The following is an 18,858-nucleotide window of genomic DNA, read 5'->3' as shown; positions in this document are numbered from 1 at the left end:
TTGATTTGTTTTTGATGTCCTTGGGTCTGTTCCATCATTTCTTCATACTCAAATTCAAACAACCACAGTAAAGCTTCGATAACGGTTTCGAAAATGGTTATCAGTATGGGTTTCATACAACCTCCTATCCTGTGACCAGCCATCCTTTTCTTCACGACATTGGAACATGGGGAATAATCTGCCCTTCTATACGCCGGAAAATATCATCCAAATCCGTTCCTGTAATTGTCAGGCCATGATTTTTAAGCCCAATGACCGTCCTCGATGGTTCAGCGGATTCCCGTACCAATTCGGCCACCGTTTCTGCCAGTTGGATCGTTCCGCAAGGATAATTCACCGGGGTGGGTTCGACCCCGTCCATCCAGGCATGGATATGAACGATGGCTCCTACATCAGGGTGTTCTTTGTAAATCATCCAATGCTCAATCGCGTCTACAGATGCTCTTTTAGGTGTGGTGTTCGGGGGGATGCTAATCTGCATGGCATTTTTTTCCGAATCATACCCGGTGATATAGAGCATATCCCGACCCACCGTCTTCATATTCGATTTATCGATGCCACTGGCACTCATCCAGAAGTGGTCCTTATTTGCACGACTGCTTAGATTTCCGTAACTTAGCCCACCGATGCCATATAATTTTTTTAAATGACGCATATCCCGCGAAGACAAATATTTTTCAATCGGAAATGGTGCGGGTAATAGGTTCATCTCATCCAGCTTTTTTCCGCCTAATGCCATTTGTTCTGTCACTTCATTCCCATCTGCCAAACCGTCCAGTAAATCTTCAAAAAAATCGTTATTGATCACCAACTGTGACGTAGCTAACGGTTCCAGTCGCTCGAATATGTGTTGGAAAAAAAGAGCAGTGCCTTCTTCCCTGTTGTAAGTCTTGCTATAGAAACCCTGTTCGGGCGTAATAAAATAAAGGGTAGTGCCTTCGTCATGATGAGAAATGAAAATCAAGTGGTTAGCGAGAGACCGGACTAAGTATGGATAAGCGGCTTTGAAGACATCTTCCGGTTGCTCATCGTTTTCAACCACAGAAACGACAAACGTGGACTGGGAGTTTCTGCGAAAATGACGAGGGGTTTCAGGATCAATGAGATTGAATACCAATTTGATGGGCTCCACAGGTTCCTCATGATAACGATAACCGGCCGCTTCAAATTCATTGATCATTCCTTCGGTCAACCATGATAAAAATGGACTTTCCGCCTTCCCGGCCACCGTAAAATTGTTCATGAATGCGTCCTCCTTGATTGTTTTACGAGTGATTAGAATATCGAGAGATAGACCTCTTCCCTCCTCCTAGCCCAGGCGAGTTTATACGCAAATCAAAGGTCCATCACACATCCATAAGACATTTGGAAGAAATACCATTCATATTTTAACCGTTCAGGAAGTTGGTATACGTTTTCCCGGTATTTTAAAGAAGTGATTTAGGCATAATAGGGAATGAAGCCAACAAACGGGGTGTACACGCATGGTTTATTGGTTGTTAAAACCGATCGGATTAATGGTCTTGTATTTTTTGTATAAAATAAACATGATCGGGAAAGAACGAATTCCAAATGACTCTTTTATCATCGCCGCCAATCACCAAAGCTTTTTCGACCCGATTATTCTTTCCGGAATGTCCAAGCGTCCGATTCATTTTATGGCAAAAAGCGAATTGTTCAAGTTTCCGTTGAGCAATTGGTTTTTACGTCAGGTGCATGCTATTCCTGTCGACCGTAAAAGCGGGATCGTCATTCGTCCGGTTCGTCACTCCTTAAAAGTCATTAAACGCGGGGAATGGTTTGGAATTTTCCCCGAAGGAAAAAGATGCAAAATAGGCGAAACGGTCCCACCCAAAAAAGGGGTAGCGTTTTTGAGCCGGCAATCATCAGTGCCGATATTGCCGGTTGCGATTGTTTGGGGAAACAAAACATTGGGCCGGACGCCAGTAACCATTGTCATTGGGGACCCTATCCGTCCGGATCATTTTCCAAACACGAGCCACCGTGCATTGTCACAATTAGTAATGGACTACATTGAAGATCTTGCTGATAAAGAGGTGGAACGGATCGGAAACGCTTCTGAAAATAAAGAAAGTGCTCCCCGTTATGAACCATGAGTATCTCAATTTCCACCTCAGGAAAGGGGCGAATGATTTGTATCATTTTATTGTCAATAAGGTTTCCGGGAATGGGAGGGGCTTGACGATTTGGAAGAACGTTGAAAAGATGCTTACTGCAAAACAGATAAACTTTCGGGTTTTTTTTACAAAATATCCCTCGCATGCTACGGAAATCAGCAAAGAAGTAAAAACTGGGGTTATCATCGTTATTGGCGGAGATGGAACCATACATGAAGTTATCAACGGATTGATAAGATCGAATATCCCCATGGGGATCATCCCCGCTGGATCAGGCAATGATTTTGCCAGAGCATTGGACATCCCCTCGAATGCAGAGGAAGCATTCGAATGGATTTTAAAAGGGGAGCAAAGAACGGTTGATATTGGACGTGTCGAAGATAGAAGTTGCGCTACCGTTATCGGCATCGGTTTTGACGGAAAAGTGGCCCAGACCGTAAACGCTTCTAAAACGAAGAAGTGGATGAATTTCTTTCGTTTAGGGAAGATAACTTACATCATCAGTGTTTTTAGGGTTTTGTTAGGGTTTCAACCGGCCGATATTTCGATAAAAATCGATGACAAGACAGAAAAAATGACGGATGTATGGCTGGTTGCCGTTGCAAACTTCCCTTATTACGCAGGCGGAATGGCCATTTGCCCAAATGCTAAAGGGAATGATGGCTATTTAGAGCTTTGTGTTGTTCAAGGAATGTCGAAGTTCCAATTTGTACGAGCATTCCCCGGCGTATTTAAGGGAAAACATGTAAGCCATCCATCCATCAAAATGCGAACCGGAAAGCAAATTGAGATCTCTTCCTCATCAGCCATGATTGTCCATGGAGATGGTGAAATCATCGGGGAGACACCGATAAATATTAATGTTGAAGAAAAAGCTTTGCATGTGATTTAAAATTTAATGGAGACGTGGTGGTTAATTCGTCCAGTCGTCCCCTAATTTTTGTAATTCATACTCCACGTCCTCAAGCCACTCATGCGTACCGAGTTCGCCTTCGGTATTTACTGTTTTCTCTGCTGCACGTATACGGTGGACGGACCTTCGATCCGTATGCCATACAACATCTTCTTCGCTGACGAGCGATGAGATTGCACGGCCCAATTGTTCATCATCTGCCGAGGCGCCTTCGATCCCTATATATAAACGACCGTCGTGCGAAACGACATAAGCATTGGATACAGGCTCAAGGCTTTCAATTTTTTCTTTAAGGATGGGGAGGTCTTCTTGTTCTCCCTCGTATTGTTGATTAATCTCCTGCACTTGGTCACGAAGTCTTTCAGCGTCATCATTTAGGCGCGGATGATCGTTTACCCGACCTGTTTTTACTGCATTGACACGGTTTTTATGCCAACCGTAATCCCGTTGGCTATCGATATCCTGCGTTCCTTTCTTTGTTAAATTACCCGGACCGTCATCAGGCACCATCAAATCAGAGGCCGGACCGAGATGATCATTTAAATTTATGCCAAGCTCAAGCTCGGGGTCATAATCTTTCCGGGTATGCCCGGTTTCATGTTGCGCCTGGACGCAACCGGTAGTGACGAGTACTGTAACCATCGTCAAAATGAGGAACCTTGTTTTCATACAGATCTTCCTCCTTTCTACGTTTAGAGTAACCGATTGTACACGTTTAACATGCGGAAATTACTGACGGTCAAAAATTACATGTAATCCGCAAAAAGTGTAAATTAGCCGTTGCAGATCATAAAGAATTTTGATACTATACATATATAAATACATCCAGCTTCTTCTGAAGTGGGAGTAGAGGAGCAGAGACCATCAGTACGTATACGTAGGGATTGTGGGACCCCTGTGCGTTTACGGAAAGGGGTATTTGCCGAAGCTAAGAATGACTCACGCATTCTGGGCTGGTCTTGCATTGAACAAGTGCAGGGCTGTCATATAGCTAAAAGCTATATGGAGGGCTATCTCACGCATGGAGTGCTTCTGGTCATAAAGAAGTGTTCATGCAGCAATGAGAGCGCTCATTGCTGTTTTTTAATGAAGGTATCAATTTTCTGGTTGGATGCCTACACTTTCTGGCCGAATGCACATAAACTGACTTGTGTAAAGCCCCTCATGGAAGACATCAAAAATATAAACACGAGGGTGGTAAAAAATGAATGTAGGGCGATTGATTACAGCGATGGTTACTCCTTTCGATGACAACGGTGAGATTGATTTTCAAGACCTCACAAAGTTGATTAATCATCTGATTGCTAATGGAACAGAGTCAATTGTTGTTGCAGGGACAACAGGGGAATCACCAACGTTATCCCAAGAAGAAAAATTGTCCTTATTTAAGCATACGGTAAAGGTAGCGAACGGAAGAATTCCTGTTATTGCCGGCACAGGGACCAGTGATACTCGTGCTTCGATCGCGCTTACACAAGCAGCGGAGAACGCAGGCGTCGACGGCATTATGGTCGTCACCCCTTATTATAGTAAACCTTCCCAGGAAGGGATGTATCAACATTTTAAAGCTATTGCAGCCAGTACGGATTTACCGATCATGCTCTATAATGTGCCCGGCCGAACCGCTGTCAGTTTAGCGCCGGAAACGATCGTCCGGTTATCCAACATTGATAATATTCAAGCCGTTAAAGAAGCGAGCGGAGACACCGATGCGGCTTCATTCATTATTGAAAATGCACAGGAAGGTTTTAAACTATATGGTGGAGACGACAGTTTAACGTTGCCTCTTATGTCCATCGGAAGCAGTGGAATTGTTTCAGTCGCTTCACATATTGTCGGAAAAGGCATGTCGCAAATGATACAGAATTTCATGCAGGGGCATGTGCAAATGGCAGCCAAACAGCATCGGGAATTATTGCCCGTCATGAATGCGATGTTTATGGCCCCGAGCCCTTCCCCGGTGAAAGCAGCATTGGAAATGCATAACATTATATCCGGCACTCTGCGTTTGCCATTGCTCCGTTTAAATGATGAGGAATATCACCTTTTGTATCAAACCCTGCAACCAAAAGCTACTTTTTTCGTTAGTTAAGCTCGAAGAATTAAGAAAAGAGCGACCAAGGAAGATGGTCGCTCTTTCTCTATGGTGAAGCATAGTCAGGCTAAACATACCCATGATATGAATTGAGGAGCACGTATGCTACGTAAAGTGTTGATTTTTCCCATCCAATTGTATCGGCGTTACATCTCTCCTTATACGCCGCCAACTTGCCGTTTTTATCCGACATGCTCCCAATATGCGGTCGAAGCCATTGAAAAACAAGGAGCCTTCAAAGGAATCCTGCTTGCCGTTATTCGACTGAGTAAATGTCATCCTTTTCACCGTGGCGGCTACGATCCGGTACCGAAGAAAAATAAAAAAGATTAGTCGACCGGCTTTTCATAAATTTCACGATCGAAGGAAGTGAATGTCTCTATCCCATTCTCTGTCACTAAAAGCGGCTCTGTAATCTCGATACCGAAATCATCAAACCATATTCCCGGCATAAGATGAAAGGCCATATTCGGTTCCAATAGGGAATGATCGCCCTTTCGGAAACTGATGGTATGCTCTCCCCAATCCGGAGGATAGCTCAATCCGATGGAGTAACCCAATCTGGAAGCTTTCACATAGCCATGTTTGGCAATCGAGTTGCTCCAGATCACTTCCACTTCTTCAGCAGTCATGCCCGGTTTCATATGGGCAAGCGTATCTGCAATCCCTTCATTTACAACTTTTCCGACGTCACGTACATAATCCGGAGCTTTCCCCAGAACCATTGTTCTGGCCATCGGTGTATGATACCGTTGATAACAACCGGCGATTTCCAATGTTAAAAAATCACCTTCTTTATATTTCTGATCGGTCCACGTCAGGTGAGGGCTTGCCGTATACTTTCCTGATGGCAACATTGGAACGATGGATGTATAATCCCCGCCAAAATCATCGCTTCCGTAAATTTGGGCATGATAAATTGCTGCTGCTACTTCATTTTCCCGAACACCTACATCTGCTTTATCGTAGGCTGCTTGCATGGCATTTTCCACAATAAAGGCAGCTTTTCGCATGTATTCGATTTCGGCATCACTTTTAATCACCCGTACCCAATTTACGAGGGAGCTCGCATTTTTAAACTCGGCATCCGGAAGGCCAAATTGCAGGCGTTCATGGCACATGGCTGTATAATAAAAGGCATCCATCTCTACGCCAATTTTTCTCGTATGTTGGCCCAAGTCATTTAAAACGTGAGCGACAAAATCCATCGGGTGCTTAATCGTTGATTGCACAAATTCATCAGGATAAGAGATAATATGAGAGTCACTTAACCAAGTGGTTATTTTTGCGCCTTTTGCGTCCATTTCCCGACCGATCCAAACAGGTTCATCTTCATCGATAAATACGATGACGGCCTGATGGACATAAAAGCTCCAAGCATCATAGCCCGTGATATAACACATATTTGACGGGTTGGAAAGAATCAAGACCTCTACACCGTATTCCTGCATTTTCTGCTTCGTTTTGTTCAACCTCGTCACAAATTCATCTTTTGAGAACATACAACTCCCCCCTCTTATCCCTTAAAAAATGAGACGCAAGAAAACATTTTCGCATAAGTTTCCGGTGACATTCACCGCAGATCACGGCAAACGAAGAAGCCACCACACCTATGAAAGTGTGGCCGCCACTGGCGCATCAAGTTATTCCAGCCTATTATTGTTCATCATCTTCTATTTTAAAGCTTACTACTCTCGGTTCCGTCATATCCATGATTGCATTGTGGACACCTTCCCGATTGATGCCAGACCCTTTAACCCCGCCAAAGGGCATTGCATCCACCCGGAAATCACTGCTGTCATTAATGATGACACCGCCGACATGAAGGTCATGAGCGGCTTTGTGGGCCGTTTGCAGGTGATTGGTAAAAACACCTACTTGGAGGCCAAAATTGACTTCATTTGCAGATCGAATGGCTTCATCATAATCAGAGAAGGTGTGAAGGGAAGCCACCGGCCCAAAAATCTCTTCTTTATACAATGTCGAATCTTTAGGAACGTGTTTTACCAAAGTTGGATACATAAAGCGGTTACTGTGATCGCCGCCGAGAAGCACTTCCGCTCCTTGCTCTTTTGCATTCTCAATGTTTGTCATAATACTTTTTGCTTCGTCTTCTGAAATCAAAGGTCCCATATCGGTGTCTTCACTCTTTTTATCACCGGTGACCAACTGTTTTGCTTTTTCTATAAATTTATCCGTAAAGCTTTGTTCAACTTCTTTATGCACAAAAATTCTTTGTACGCTCAAGCAATTTTGTCCACCAGCTCCGTATGCTCCGCCAACAGCAGCTTCTGCAGCTTTGTCCAAATTGGCGTCTTTAAAAACGAGAAACGGCGAATTCGAGCCAAGTTCCATGCTCAATTTTTTCAAACCGGCCTGTTTTGCGATTTTTTCACCGGCCTCTATTCCTCCGGTAAACGTGATCATCCGAACTTCCCTGCTTTCCAGCAAAGGAGGCGTCACTTCACTCCCGCTCCCGGTAATCGTATTCATCACTTTTGCCGGTAATCCTGCTTCGAGAAGTTTTTCCGTAAGCCATAAAGCAGATAACGGCGTTTGCGTTGCAGGCTTAAGAATAACAGCGTTTCCACCTGCTATCGCGGGAGCAATTTTATGGGCAACTAGGTTCAACGGATCATTAAAAGGTGTGATCGCGCCTATAATGCCTAATGGAAAACGAAATGTATATCCGTGTCGGTCGGCATTGCCGGATACTTGGTCAAAATTAATCGTTTCCCCTGTCAAACGTCTGGCCTCTTCTGCAGACAAACGGAGGGTTTCTGCAGCGCGGCTCGCTTCTGAACGTGCCTCGTTAATCGTTTTAATCCCTTCCGTGGCAATAAGCTGGGCTGCTTCTTCCACATTGTCGTCCACGAGCTGCGCGGTGTTTGCAAGGATATCCATCCGTTGTTTCGTTGTAAGTCCGGCAGCGATTTTTTTTCCTTCAATGGCTGTATTTAATGCTGTTTCCATATCTTCGGCTGTGCCTTTTGGGACGGTGGCGATCGTTTCTCCAGCACCTGGATCATCCACTTCGATCACTTGTGATCTATGTGTCCATTCTCCTGCTAAAAACATTGCTCGCTCTTTCATCAATTCAACCACCAACCTTTTGAAAAGTGAGTGCTAAAGTTCTCTACCCTTTATGATTCCCTTTTACACATGCGGGACGGAACTTAACTCCTGCCAATGGCAAGGATGTCATTAAGCACTGCGTATCCGGTTTCGGTGATCCCAGCGCCAGCACCTACAAGTGTCACTTCACCCAATAAATCACATTGATAACAAATGGCATTTGTCGCTCCCGAAATACTTGCGAGGGGGTCTGTGTTATCCAATTTTTCCGGGCGAACATACCCTTCCACTTGGTTACCATGTTTTTCGATGGCACCGATAAGTTTCCATGTTTTCCCTTCCCTCTTTGCTTCTCTAATGTCTGTTCCCGTTAAATGAGAAATCCCTTGACACGGAATGTCGTCTCTCGTCATGTTTCCTCCCATAAGAACATTCGCAAGAATAACGACTTTTCCCTGGACATCATATCCTTCGATATCATTGGTTGGATCAGCTTCCGCATAGCCTTTCGATTGAGCATTTGAAAGAGCATGCGCATAAGGAAGACCGTTTGCCATCTCAGTGAGCATGCTGTTTGTGGTCCCGTTTAAAATGCCGCGTATCTGCTGTATATCGTTGCCGGCCAATGTTTCCGTTGGCATTTTTAAGGCAGGTGTCCCACTCATAACCGTTCCCTCGAAAAAGAAATAAACACTATTTCTTGCGGCTAACTGTGTCAATTCCCGATAGGCATTTACTACCGGCCCTTTATTCGTCGTAACCACGTGTTTTCCGCTAGATAATGCCATTCTGCAATGGTCAATGGCTGGCTGCCCGCTGTCTATATCTGTGGGGGTGAGTTCCACAACGATATTTGCATTCGTTTTTTTAATCGTTGTTAAGGTGCTCCATCCTTTTTCCAATCCCGGCTCATCCACATAATGGAAAAGCGTGTTATCTTCCTGAAGACTGGATACGACTTTGTCCATATCCAAACCATCGTCATGATGCATGGATCCTTTTGAAATGTCAGAAATCGATACGATTTCAATGGATTGCCCATATTGTGTTCGCAATGCTTCATTCTTTTCTTTGATCATTTTCAAAAACCCCTGGCCAACACCGCCGAAACCTAAAAGAGCAACTTTGTGATGCATCTGCGACTCCCCTCTGTATCGTATTCTGAATGTAAACCCATACCTTTAACGATGGTCGTTTACACTGGGGTTGACTTTTGCTATTCATCATGCATGAATATAGGCAGTTTTATCATTTTTTGCGGCCATATGGGGATATCAGTGAAAGACCTACCCTCCTTTTCCCGGCTCCAGGTTTGTGTTTAAGCCAACATATTCCTTACTCCCATGATACGACCTACTAGTCAAATTTATATCTTGTTTCAAGTTTTTCTAAACTTTTAAGCGCTTCATTTCCAAATGCATCATTTCGTGCTTTCATTTTTTCCATTTCTTCATCTAGGGCCGACCGCAAGCTTTCTTTATAGCCAGGGATTTCCTCATGGTAGGCTTGTACAGTTGCCGTTGGTACCCACGTTTTTTCATATTGAGCGAGCGCATTTCTCTCATGAAATAGCGGAACATTCGTATCAAAACCTTGGTGCAGGTCCCCTTGCAAGGGATGTTTTAGGACGGCCAGCACTTTTATTAATGTACGATCCCCTTTTTCTTCTATTTTTTCTCCGACATATACCCCGGTTTTATATTTTCCCTGAATAATCATGATTCGCACCTCTTTCTTTAATATTTTCTATTATTATCTTAAGAGATGTTGGAAGCCATCGGCAATGATTTCGATTGAGTATGCATAATCTCCCCTCTTTTTAGGGACTGTATACAATGAACATACTATTATTACGGTACGTGAAATTTTTTTTGGCTGGAGGGGCTTCGTTTGAATTGGGCAACCTTGTGTAGACGACTTTTAAAAATGGGGGTAAGCACCGGTTTGAGTATTGCCGTTTGCCTGCACCTACACCTTTCTCCCCTATTTGCCGTCATTGCTGTGGTTCTCGCCTGGGAACCCTGGGGGAACGACGCGGTTCGAAACGGGTGGACGCGTTTGCTTTCTGCTTTTATAGGTGCCGGATTTGCTTTGTTGTTCTTTTATACCCTCGGTGCGCATCCAGTCATTTACGCCTGTATCACCGTCCTCACACTCGCTGTTTGCTATTATGTAAACCTCGGCAAGTTTAGGGCGATCGCTTCCGTTACCGCCATTGCAATACTGCCGACGATGGCCGGCGCAGAGCTTTACGAATACATCACGCGCGTAATGAGCACGTTAGTCGGTATCATCCTCTCGTCGACCCTAAACATGGCCCTATATATGATAGTATCAATGGCGGCCATGAAACAAAAGAAGCGAAAAATGCTGACGCCAGGGCCTTGACCTTTTGACTTTTATCATAGACGTTGAATGAACAGATATAGACAACTGCGGCTGGAACTTCCCCACTTCTTAGCTTATTGCCCTCCTTTAATGAAAGTGAAAGAGATGTTCGGCAGTTATTCGTTTGACTCGGCACGGAGACAACGGGAAGACGATCATGCCAACGCCGTGCCCCCCAGCTGCCGGCAACGAAACATCTTCACTTTCGCCTCCGTTTCAAATTATTTGCAGGGTAGCAAACCTTCCCTGCCCCATCGCCGGAATTTCCCTCGACACCTGCCCTTCACGATGGCTCCAAGTGACACAACAACTCATGAGCGCTGCGAACAATAATGGTGTAAGCAAGGACCCCCTTTCAATTGCGACAAAGCCAATCCATCCCTCATCTGAACCTTCGGCAATTTTGTTGTTTCACAAAGAAAAACTGTACGCAATGAACACGAGCCATCTTTTTCCTGGCATGGTCTACGATTGACATGATGAGGATATGTGACGACGAAACAAGCGGAAAATGATACAATGGTTGTAGCATATTTCGTATAAAGGGGAGAAGCAATGCATGTCCGAAGAAAAAAATCAGGAAAATGAAGAAATAGAAACACAGCTCCCTGAAGATGAACAGACAAAAGCAGAGGAAGCTGCCAGAGGGTATATGGAAAAATTTAGAGAAAGCGACGATGCCACTACTCTCGTAAACGAACTTGGCAACCTGGGAGAATACGAACAAAAACAAGCCGGCGAATCGCTGGAAGCATTGAAACGGCCGGTCGGCGAAATGTTGGAACAAAAAAACAATGAACTCCCGGATCGTTTATACGACTTGCGTGAAAAAGTGTCCAGCCTGGAACCCGAACATTTAAGAGAAGGCCGCTTGCAAAAAGCATTAAACAAGTTGATCCGCCGAGATCCGGTGGAACAATATGCGAAAAAATATAAAACGGTTGAAGGCCAAGTGGAAAACATTATCGAGTCCCTCCTCGCCGGAAAGGATAAACTGCAGGCCGACAATCTTATGCTGGATCAATTGCGCGAGACCGCAAACGCGCGGATTCAAAATCTCGAACAACAAATCGAAACGGGCAAACAATTAAATGAAATGCTGGAAGCGGAAATGACGGCCGAAGAATGGCGAGACAACCCCGTCCCCTTGCAAAAAGGACAGCAAAAAGTCATCACCCGCGTCCAGAACATGTCCCAGGCGATCATGGTATTACAACAATCGCTCGCTTCCGTCGACCTGATCAAAGAAAACAATGAAAAGCTAGAGGAAGCGATTTTTAACGCGATTACGATGACGAAAAACGTCATCACCGTGACCGCTTCCATTCAACTCGCCCTCGGCAATCAAAAAAATGTCATTGATGCCGTTCAAAATGTGAATCAAGCGACCGAAGACATGATTTTAAGCAACGCGAAAACGTTGCGAAGCAATACGGAAGAAACGTTAAAAACCCTTGAAGAACCCGCCGTCGCCATTGAATCGTTCCGAGAGGCTTACGAAGACGTACAAGCGGCGATTGATCTCACCGAACAGTCTAATGAACGCATTGTAAAATCAGGAAAAGCATTTATTGACGAACTAGAAAAATTAAACGAAGACGTGCGGAAGAAACTACCTGAACAGTAAAAGGTGATGATGGTGGTGAAAGATCGGCTCACAGCATCGATACAAGAATTTTTCCTGCCGGAACGGCTGCGTTCCGTTGATGATCATATCTTTTCTGATCCTAACGGCCTCTCCCTCATTAAAGAAAGCGAGGCCGTCATTGATAAAATCATCACACACGCGCTCGAAAAAGGACCGTTAAAAGGAACACAAATGTTTAAAAAAAATGGCCGCACTTTCAAATTAAAGCTGAAAGTGAGCCAAAAGCGACTAAAATTGATGAGTTTTGATACCCATCTATCCCCGTCTGCCATAAAAAAGCGCGTAGTGATCACATTTGTCCGCCAGCAAACGTATAAACCCCAGAAAAAACCGTTAAAAGAAGGCCTCGTCTATTACATGAAAAACGGAAAATCACACGTGCGTAGCATTCAAAAATCTCCGTTTTTTCAAGGAATCTTGGAAAAATTTATCCAATTGGACGCGGCGCTCGAAGGTCATGCACCCACGGAGCGGCCAAATACACTTTCAGCAACGGAAGAAACCTCTCCCGACCATGATGAGCAACTGGAACAATCAAGTTATGAAAAAGCGATAAGGGACTTGTACAAGCAAAATTCCGAACTTCCGCAAGCGCTTTCCAATCGCCTATTGCAACTCTTGGAGGAAATAACGACACTCACCCCGTCTTTCCATCTTCTCGCGGTAGAAGACCGCTACCAAATCAAACGGATGATCGATGAAGATATCCCTGATTTGCTGGACGCCTACCGGGGGTTAGATGAAGAAGCGCAGACAACGGAAATGTCCCGCGTTTACGAAGCATTGACCAAAATGGAAATCACCCTGCAACGTTTACAAGAGCAGGAAACTCGTGCAAAGAACGATCGCTTTGAATACTTGCTGAAATTAAACGAGAAACGCTATCCAAATAACAAAGAAAAAGAATGAGAGAGGGGCATGTTCAATGAATACAAAGGTTGAAAAACTGGATACGGATACGTATATGATCGACGGGCTTGATCTTAATCTTCCGGAACGCACCGGCATTTATGTCCTCGACGCCGAAGAATTAACCATCATAGAAACCGGCCCCAGCTTGTCGTACCCACAAATCAAAGCCGGATTGGAGCAACTGGGAAGAACCTTTGCTGATATTCGTCACATTATCGTCACCCATATCCACCTTGACCATTCAGGCGGCTGTGGGCAATTGGTACAAGAAACGCCTAACGCCACCGTTCACGTCCACCCATCGGGAAAGAAACATCTCGCTCGCCCCGAAAAGCTTGTCAAAGGTGCAAAACTCGTATATGGCTCGAGTTTTGAAGACCTATTCGATCCCGTTATCCCTGTCCCCGAAACGCGGACAAACATCTGTAATGATGGGGATCGCTTGCAGATAGGAAAAAATCGCACCCTGCAATTCTTCGACACTCCCGGGCACGCGTTCCACCATATGTCCATTCTTGACGAGCAATCGAATGCCCTTTTCACCGGGGACACGGTCGGGATTCTATACAGAGGCTTTGGACCTGAAAAACCCCTCGTGCTCCCATCAACTTCCCCACCGCAATATGATACGTCAAGCATGAAAGAATCGTGGAAGCGTATTGAAGCATTACAGCCAACGACGATTTATTTTGGCCATTTCGGGGGAAGCGACGAAATTGCGGACATTTTTCATTCCACTTCCGTGTGGTTGGAAACATGGATCAGCCTCACAAAAGAAGTCGCCGCTGAACAAGAAGGAAGCGGGACGTTAAGCAAGCGGTTATATCAATCCGTGTACGAGATGTACGCAGACCGAGACGGGACGACATCTGCCTGGGAAGCGGTAAAAATGGACTGCCACGTTTCCGCCCTCGGTCTGTATCAAGCATACGAAAAAGGAAGACTTTGAGAAATTCCCCATGATTGCTGAATATTGTCGATCCCTATATAATAACAAACAGGTTATTTGAAAAAAGCGAGGGTCTCTCTATGAATCGAAAAGAAGCATTGGAAAATAAAGGATCTACCGTTTTGGTGGATGCCCACCCGGATTGTGTGTATTACGGAAAATTGCTGGACATTGATACACCTGACAACAAAACGTGGCAAGGCACGGTGCGGATAACCGGCATCCACTCTGTGAAAAGCGCGAACATTGCCTCTCACCTTCCCTACGGGGAAGGAGAAGAGGTGACGCTCTCTGGCACAAAAATAAAACCTTTTACGGGCACATTCACACGGTCGTACCGCGCTTCCCTTTTATATGCCATTCGGGCACTGGAAAAAGAAACATATCGCTCCATAAGTAGACTTGAAGATGAGAAGGGGCAATTACAGGACATCCGTCTCGAACTGGGAAATAAACGCGGAAAAGTGGAAGACCCGTACTTGTATTTTAACCTCACAGAGGAACACAAAGAAATCGTTTTAAAAGAGCAAGCGCATAACGAAAAAATGCTTTTGGACGGCTGTCCGTTTGAAATGGATTGGTTTGATGCCGCTCAAAATCAATGGACCAAAGTTGTCCATGAGCGCCAGTGGGTATTTACAACCGCTACGGGCCGAAAAGTCCGTCTGCAATCTAAGGATTTAATCCGTATTCACAAGGAACAGTTCGAGCCTTTTCAAATCCTCCTCAATGAATTGGAGTCACCTTCCAAGGAATCATTGGCACGATTGATGCACTATTACGGCTTTCAACGAAAACATATGGTTCAATGTCACAACACCCTATTACGCCAATTGCTGCAATCGGAAGAGGATCAACATTTTCAAGGCGTGAACTTCATGACGTTCCAAAAAAATAATGCGTTTCTCACCATCCAACACCGATTTGAACGGATTCTTCATAGCGATCGCGATGACTATATTTACGATCGTTTTGAATGCACATCCGAGCGTAATGAGCGTCAGGTCATCACGTATACGAACATGCAAACATCGAAATGATGATTGGCTGCAAGAAAAAATTTGGCTTCCCCTATGGAAAGCCAAATTTTTTAATGGACAGAATTCCTGTCTCATTCCATCTCTCTATCCTAGATGTTTAATATAACGTTCGTGAGAGACACTCCGCATATTCCCACGTCTCCCACTTCCGTCTGTTAGATCATAGATTTGCCCTTTTCTTCTTCCCGTGAAAAATCAGGCGTATCTACTTCTTTGGAATACCAGGCGAGAAGATCTTCGCCCCGACCGGCCGCGATATCGCGAATGTCAAAACTCTTTCCGGACATGCTCGCCAGAATGGATACGGAATACGTGGACAGCCGGCGCCATCTTTGCAACGGCGACTGTGTGACATCTGCCGCCTGAATGCGTTTTCGCGGGATCACCGCCCGATTTAAATTAAACAATCGCCATTGCAAAATGAGATAATCGCCGCTTACATTAAAACCACTGTTGCGATGCCTTATCCACCCAAGAAATATCCCTAGAAGAACGAGCAGTAAGGCATAGGCGCCAAACGGCAACACAAAGCTTAAAGGAACAGCCACGAGCAAAATCGGGACGACCGCGCGCATGATATAACGGAATAAGGCCCTTCTCGGCAAAGGCTTAATCCCGATGTCATCTTCAACCACGAATTCCGGCAAAAATTTTGCCAATACATCGTTAGCCGTACGCCGAGGGACGAGGGGGACGAGAATGGTTGATTGTTGTTCGTCCGCGCTTCCGCCCCCTTTGCTTTCTACATAAATCGTCGTAAACCCAAACGGTTGGCGCAAAATTCCCGTTACAAAGCGTACGGTGGTAATTCGATGAACGTTTAACGTTAACTGTTTTCTTTCCAGTAATCCTCGGGAAATAACCAGATCATTGCCGCGCTTAATGACGGTAAACTGACCATATTTCACAATGGTGATTACAATTGAAATCAACCATGCAAAAAAAGCGATCATAAATACGAGGAACAATAAAAATGTAATCGTCGACGACAGGAAAAAACCGATGGTCGTTTCATAAAACGCTTCAGGCAATAAGACGTCCACTTGGGAAAACAGCGCCAAAACAGCCGAGAGAACAAGCCCTACGCCGCCTGAAGTCATTCCGGCAAACAGCAAATACTTAAACCCTAATGCCCAGGAAGCTTCGATCTCCGGCTCCAGTTCATCAGGTTCATCCCTTTCCTTCAAATCCGTAGACTCAACTTCTTCATCCCCGGCAGACACTTCCGGCTTTGCCAACAGTCTCTGCCTTAATCGCTTCGCTTCCGCGCGATCGAGGGCAATCAAATGCACATCCGGCTCCCCTCCGCCGCCGGCAGTCTCTATTTGGACTTTCACCAGTCCGAACATGCGTTGTAAAATTCCGGCGGACATATCGAAACTTTGGACCCTGCTGCGTTGAATATACCGATGTTTTTTCACGAAAATCCCTTGTTTAACGTGAAGCTCCTGATCTTCCACACGATACCAATAGGTCAGCCAATATAAGAAACTGTAAACAGCGGAAAAAATGAACAAAACTGGAAGGGCGATCATGGCAAAATATCCGACCCCTCCACCGGACGCGCCTACAAAAAAGACAAAGACGATCGGAATGATAAAATCCTTAAGGCGGGTGAGCAGCATAATGACTACAGTGGCGCCGTGCAGACGCTTTCCGTCAGTCATCGTTATCCGCCGTTTGCGCGAAAATGGCTATTTGATCCCTAAGTTCGGAAGCGGTTTCTTCCGTCAGCGCGGGTATTTGGTGAACGGTGGCGGCCGTCGATATGGATACAGCTGCAAGGCTATAATGGCGATAAATGGGGCCATGCTCCGTATCCACATGCTGTACTCGATTCATTGGTATTAAGGTTCGTCGAATAATGAACACCCCGTATTGCAAATCAATTTCTTCTTCATATACCTCATAACGCCATCGCCGCCAACGAATCGCCGGTACGAGCAGACTTTGTAATAAAGCAACGGCAATCCAAAGAAGGATCAACACGTATAAAATCCATAAGGGCCAATCAAACAGAACCGAAACGATTCCGTATCCAACCGGAAAAATTAAAAAAAACAAGCTTTCCAAAAATCCCGTGATCCGCCAAACGGGCAGTGCCTTTTTGGAAAGACGCTTTGCAGGTGCTTCCCTCATTGTGTTAGCTCCTTTTCAGCTGCTATCAACCAATTAGTTGTCGAAATGCCGGCACGTCTCTCTACGCACTCTTCAACATCCTTTGCTCTTAGGTCGGGAGCGTGCTTCCCAACATCTAGTGGTACCGATCAGAAAGGTTTTTCCATGATTGTAAATCAGAGAACCAACAAAACTTTCGCATCATCCATACCTTGGAAGCTCTATTCATCCGTTTCGTCGGCATATACAATAGCAACCCCTTTACCCTCCAGGTATTGCAAGACGGCATCGTTTAATTGTTGATCTTGCAACAGCCCCAAAGAAGGGAGGAGTTCAAGCTCATCCATTTCTCCGTTATCCGCTTCTTTGATAAGTTCCAGGGCTTCGTTCATCCCTTTTGATTCCAACGTTTGTATTAATTCTTCTCTGCTCATCGCATTCCATCCTTTTCTTTACGATCGGCTCGTACCGATTCCGTCATCTGTTTCCAAACGGAGCCTTTTGCTTCTTCCCCGCCTTCAATGCGTTCGAGCGCCATCTTCATTTGCATATCAACCTCAAATTCAGGATCGCCGATCGCTTCTTTTAGCGGAGCAATCGCGCGCTTATCGCCGACTTCATAAAGAAACATGGCTGCTCTCCAGCGCACGAGTTTGCTTTTGTCTTGCAAACTTTCCATCATCGCTTCCATCGCTTCAGGATCTCCGAGATCGGAAAAGGCGTCTCCTGCCGTACGCCGTACGGTGACAGATTTGTCTTTGAGCGCTTTATAGAGATAAGGGAGCGTTGCTTTTGTTTCAATCATACCGATTAACGTCGTGGCAAGTCTCCGCACCGATTGCTTTTGATCATCCAGGGCCATATCTAATACGGGGAGATCTTCTTCGCCGGGATCCATTTGGTCCAAAGCGGCAAAACGATTTTTCCAATCCGGATCCTCCAACATCTCTTTCGTTACGTTTAACGGTTCGGGACGTTCGGCCGGGTCTTTTTGATTGGGGTCCCCCCATTGCACGAGCTGGTTGAGCCTTTCCTGGCTGTAAGCGGCCGCGATCTCTTCTGCCACTTCATTTCCAATCGCTTCCAGATCATTCCCGAAACGCGCGCTTCGTTCTTCCCACTTTCGTTCAAAAACGATGTTTTCCTGTTCTCCGGCCGCCGCGAACGCTGCTTCCGTAAAACGGGCAGGCAGTCCTACTCGCTTTTCTTCTTCTGCCGTCAGCAATTTAAGTTGCATAGGGATACCTTTGAATGTTTGCACTTGGATTTGAATTTCCCCAAAGTGGTCCCCACCGGCAACAGGTTGCTCAGCAGTCTCAACCCCTTTTCCTCCGAATACTTTTCTTGCTTCTGCAAGCACTTGTTCCCAACCAGCCTTTGGTTCACGCTCCAAAGCGATAAAATCAGCGACATGATAGACGCCTTTAATGCCTTCGACCTCGAACAATTGTTGAATTTGCATGGGCGCATCTTCTTTGTTATCTCGCGTGTAATTGCCGCTTTTTCCCCCGGGCAAGTGTTCGTCTAACGTCAGTTTCATCGTATTGGGACTAGGGGTTGGTTCAATTCCGGTAATTTTCAT

At 45.3% G+C, this 18,858-nt stretch carries 19 protein-coding genes and 1 riboswitch; of the genes, 9 read left to right on the top strand and 10 right to left on the bottom strand.

Going from position 1 to position 18,858, the window contains the following annotated elements; genetic code table 11:
- Window positions 1-151 precede the first annotated feature (151 nt).
- The gene (locus DT065_RS02195) at window positions 152-1,243 is read right to left on the bottom strand and encodes a class II aldolase/adducin family protein (protein ID WP_114370466.1); all 1,092 of its coding nucleotides are present in this window, start codon (window positions 1,241-1,243) and stop codon (window positions 152-154) included.
- A gap of 241 nt (window positions 1,244-1,484) precedes the next feature.
- Here DT065_RS02195 and DT065_RS02190 point away from each other — a divergent pair, with 241 nt between their 5' ends.
- On the top strand, window positions 1,485-2,117 hold the full coding sequence (locus DT065_RS02190; protein WP_114370464.1) for a lysophospholipid acyltransferase family protein: 633 nt from the start codon (window positions 1,485-1,487) through the stop codon (window positions 2,115-2,117).
- On the top strand, window positions 2,107-3,030 hold the full coding sequence (locus tag DT065_RS02185) for a diacylglycerol/lipid kinase family protein (RefSeq protein WP_227002702.1): 924 nt from the start codon (window positions 2,107-2,109) through the stop codon (window positions 3,028-3,030). The genes DT065_RS02190 and DT065_RS02185 overlap by 11 nt, the downstream gene beginning before the upstream one ends.
- 21 nt (window positions 3,031-3,051) lie before the next feature.
- On the opposite strand, the gene DT065_RS02180 is transcribed toward DT065_RS02185, so the two are convergent.
- Window positions 3,052-3,720 (bottom strand): YhcN/YlaJ family sporulation lipoprotein, encoded by a 669-nt coding sequence (locus tag DT065_RS02180; protein WP_114370462.1) that lies wholly within the window; start codon window positions 3,718-3,720, stop codon window positions 3,052-3,054.
- A 170-nt stretch (window positions 3,721-3,890) separates the two neighbouring features.
- Window positions 3,891-4,072: riboswitch (Lysine riboswitch) on the top strand.
- A gap of 183 nt (window positions 4,073-4,255) precedes the next feature.
- On the opposite strand from DT065_RS02180, the gene dapA reads away from it, so the two are divergent.
- Complete coding sequence (gene dapA, locus DT065_RS02175) at window positions 4,256-5,143, top strand: 4-hydroxy-tetrahydrodipicolinate synthase (RefSeq protein ID WP_114370460.1); 888 nt, start codon at window positions 4,256-4,258, stop codon at window positions 5,141-5,143.
- A gap of 105 nt (window positions 5,144-5,248) precedes the next feature.
- Window positions 5,249-5,479 (top strand): membrane protein insertion efficiency factor YidD, encoded by a 231-nt coding sequence (gene yidD / locus DT065_RS02170; protein ID WP_114370459.1) that lies wholly within the window; start codon window positions 5,249-5,251, stop codon window positions 5,477-5,479.
- Here the strand turns inward: yidD and DT065_RS02165 are convergent.
- From DT065_RS02165 to kapB, 4 genes are all read right to left on the bottom strand, one after another.
- Complete coding sequence (locus DT065_RS02165) at window positions 5,476-6,648, bottom strand: M24 family metallopeptidase (protein ID WP_114370457.1); 1,173 nt, start codon at window positions 6,646-6,648, stop codon at window positions 5,476-5,478. The two genes, yidD and DT065_RS02165, sit on opposite strands and share 4 nt — an antisense overlap.
- 154 nt (window positions 6,649-6,802) lie before the next feature.
- Window positions 6,803-8,239, bottom strand: coding sequence for an aldehyde dehydrogenase family protein (locus tag DT065_RS02160; protein WP_227002701.1), 1,437 nt, complete (start codon window positions 8,237-8,239; stop codon window positions 6,803-6,805).
- 83 nt (window positions 8,240-8,322) lie between these two features.
- Window positions 8,323-9,357: a homoserine dehydrogenase gene (locus DT065_RS02155; RefSeq protein ID WP_114370455.1), complete on the bottom strand. Its 1,035-nt coding sequence runs from the start codon at window positions 9,355-9,357 to the stop codon at window positions 8,323-8,325.
- Window positions 9,358-9,577: 220 nt separating this feature from the next.
- Entirely contained in the window at window positions 9,578-9,940 is a 363-nt protein-coding gene (kapB, locus tag DT065_RS02150) for a kinase-associated lipoprotein KapB (protein WP_114370453.1), read from the bottom strand.
- 171 nt (window positions 9,941-10,111) lie between these two features.
- Between kapB and DT065_RS02145 the strand changes: the two genes are divergently transcribed.
- The 5 genes from DT065_RS02145 to DT065_RS02125 all read left to right on the top strand — a co-directional run bounded on the left by DT065_RS02145 (window position 10,112) and on the right by DT065_RS02125 (window position 15,158).
- Window positions 10,112-10,609, top strand: coding sequence for an FUSC family protein (locus tag DT065_RS02145; RefSeq protein WP_114370452.1), 498 nt, complete (start codon window positions 10,112-10,114; stop codon window positions 10,607-10,609).
- A gap of 559 nt (window positions 10,610-11,168) precedes the next feature.
- Window positions 11,169-12,236, top strand: coding sequence for a toxic anion resistance protein (locus DT065_RS02140; protein ID WP_114370450.1), 1,068 nt, complete (start codon window positions 11,169-11,171; stop codon window positions 12,234-12,236).
- Between the two features lie 15 nt (window positions 12,237-12,251).
- Window positions 12,252-13,166, top strand: a complete 915-nt coding sequence (locus DT065_RS02135) for a hypothetical protein (RefSeq protein WP_114370448.1) — start codon at window positions 12,252-12,254, stop codon at window positions 13,164-13,166.
- Between the two features lie 16 nt (window positions 13,167-13,182).
- Complete coding sequence (locus DT065_RS02130) at window positions 13,183-14,118, top strand: MBL fold metallo-hydrolase (protein WP_227002700.1); 936 nt, start codon at window positions 13,183-13,185, stop codon at window positions 14,116-14,118.
- An 80-nt stretch (window positions 14,119-14,198) separates the two neighbouring features.
- The gene (locus DT065_RS02125; RefSeq protein ID WP_114370447.1) at window positions 14,199-15,158 is read left to right on the top strand and encodes a DUF2777 family protein; all 960 of its coding nucleotides are present in this window, start codon (window positions 14,199-14,201) and stop codon (window positions 15,156-15,158) included.
- Window positions 15,159-15,313: 155 nt separating this feature from the next.
- On the opposite strand, the gene DT065_RS02120 is transcribed toward DT065_RS02125, so the two are convergent.
- The 4 genes from DT065_RS02120 to DT065_RS02105 all read right to left on the bottom strand — a co-directional run bounded on the left by DT065_RS02120 (window position 15,314) and on the right by DT065_RS02105 (window position 18,858).
- Window positions 15,314-16,825, bottom strand: a complete 1,512-nt coding sequence (locus DT065_RS02120) for a PH domain-containing protein (RefSeq protein WP_114370446.1) — start codon at window positions 16,823-16,825, stop codon at window positions 15,314-15,316.
- Complete coding sequence (locus tag DT065_RS02115) at window positions 16,818-17,297, bottom strand: PH domain-containing protein (protein WP_114370445.1); 480 nt, start codon at window positions 17,295-17,297, stop codon at window positions 16,818-16,820. The genes DT065_RS02120 and DT065_RS02115 overlap by 8 nt, the downstream gene beginning before the upstream one ends.
- Window positions 17,298-17,497: 200 nt before the next feature.
- Window positions 17,498-17,710, bottom strand: a complete 213-nt coding sequence (locus DT065_RS02110) for a hypothetical protein (protein ID WP_114370444.1) — start codon at window positions 17,708-17,710, stop codon at window positions 17,498-17,500.
- The gene (locus DT065_RS02105) at window positions 17,707-18,858 is read right to left on the bottom strand and encodes a conserved virulence factor C family protein (RefSeq protein ID WP_114370443.1); all 1,152 of its coding nucleotides are present in this window, start codon (window positions 18,856-18,858) and stop codon (window positions 17,707-17,709) included. The genes DT065_RS02110 and DT065_RS02105 overlap by 4 nt, the downstream gene beginning before the upstream one ends.

This window comes from Salicibibacter kimchii, from assembly GCF_003336365.1.
Classification (GTDB): domain Bacteria; phylum Bacillota; class Bacilli; order Bacillales; family Marinococcaceae; genus Salicibibacter; species Salicibibacter kimchii.
The sequence above is the reverse complement of the archived record's forward strand: the minus strand, read 5'-3'. Positions and strand labels throughout refer to the sequence as shown.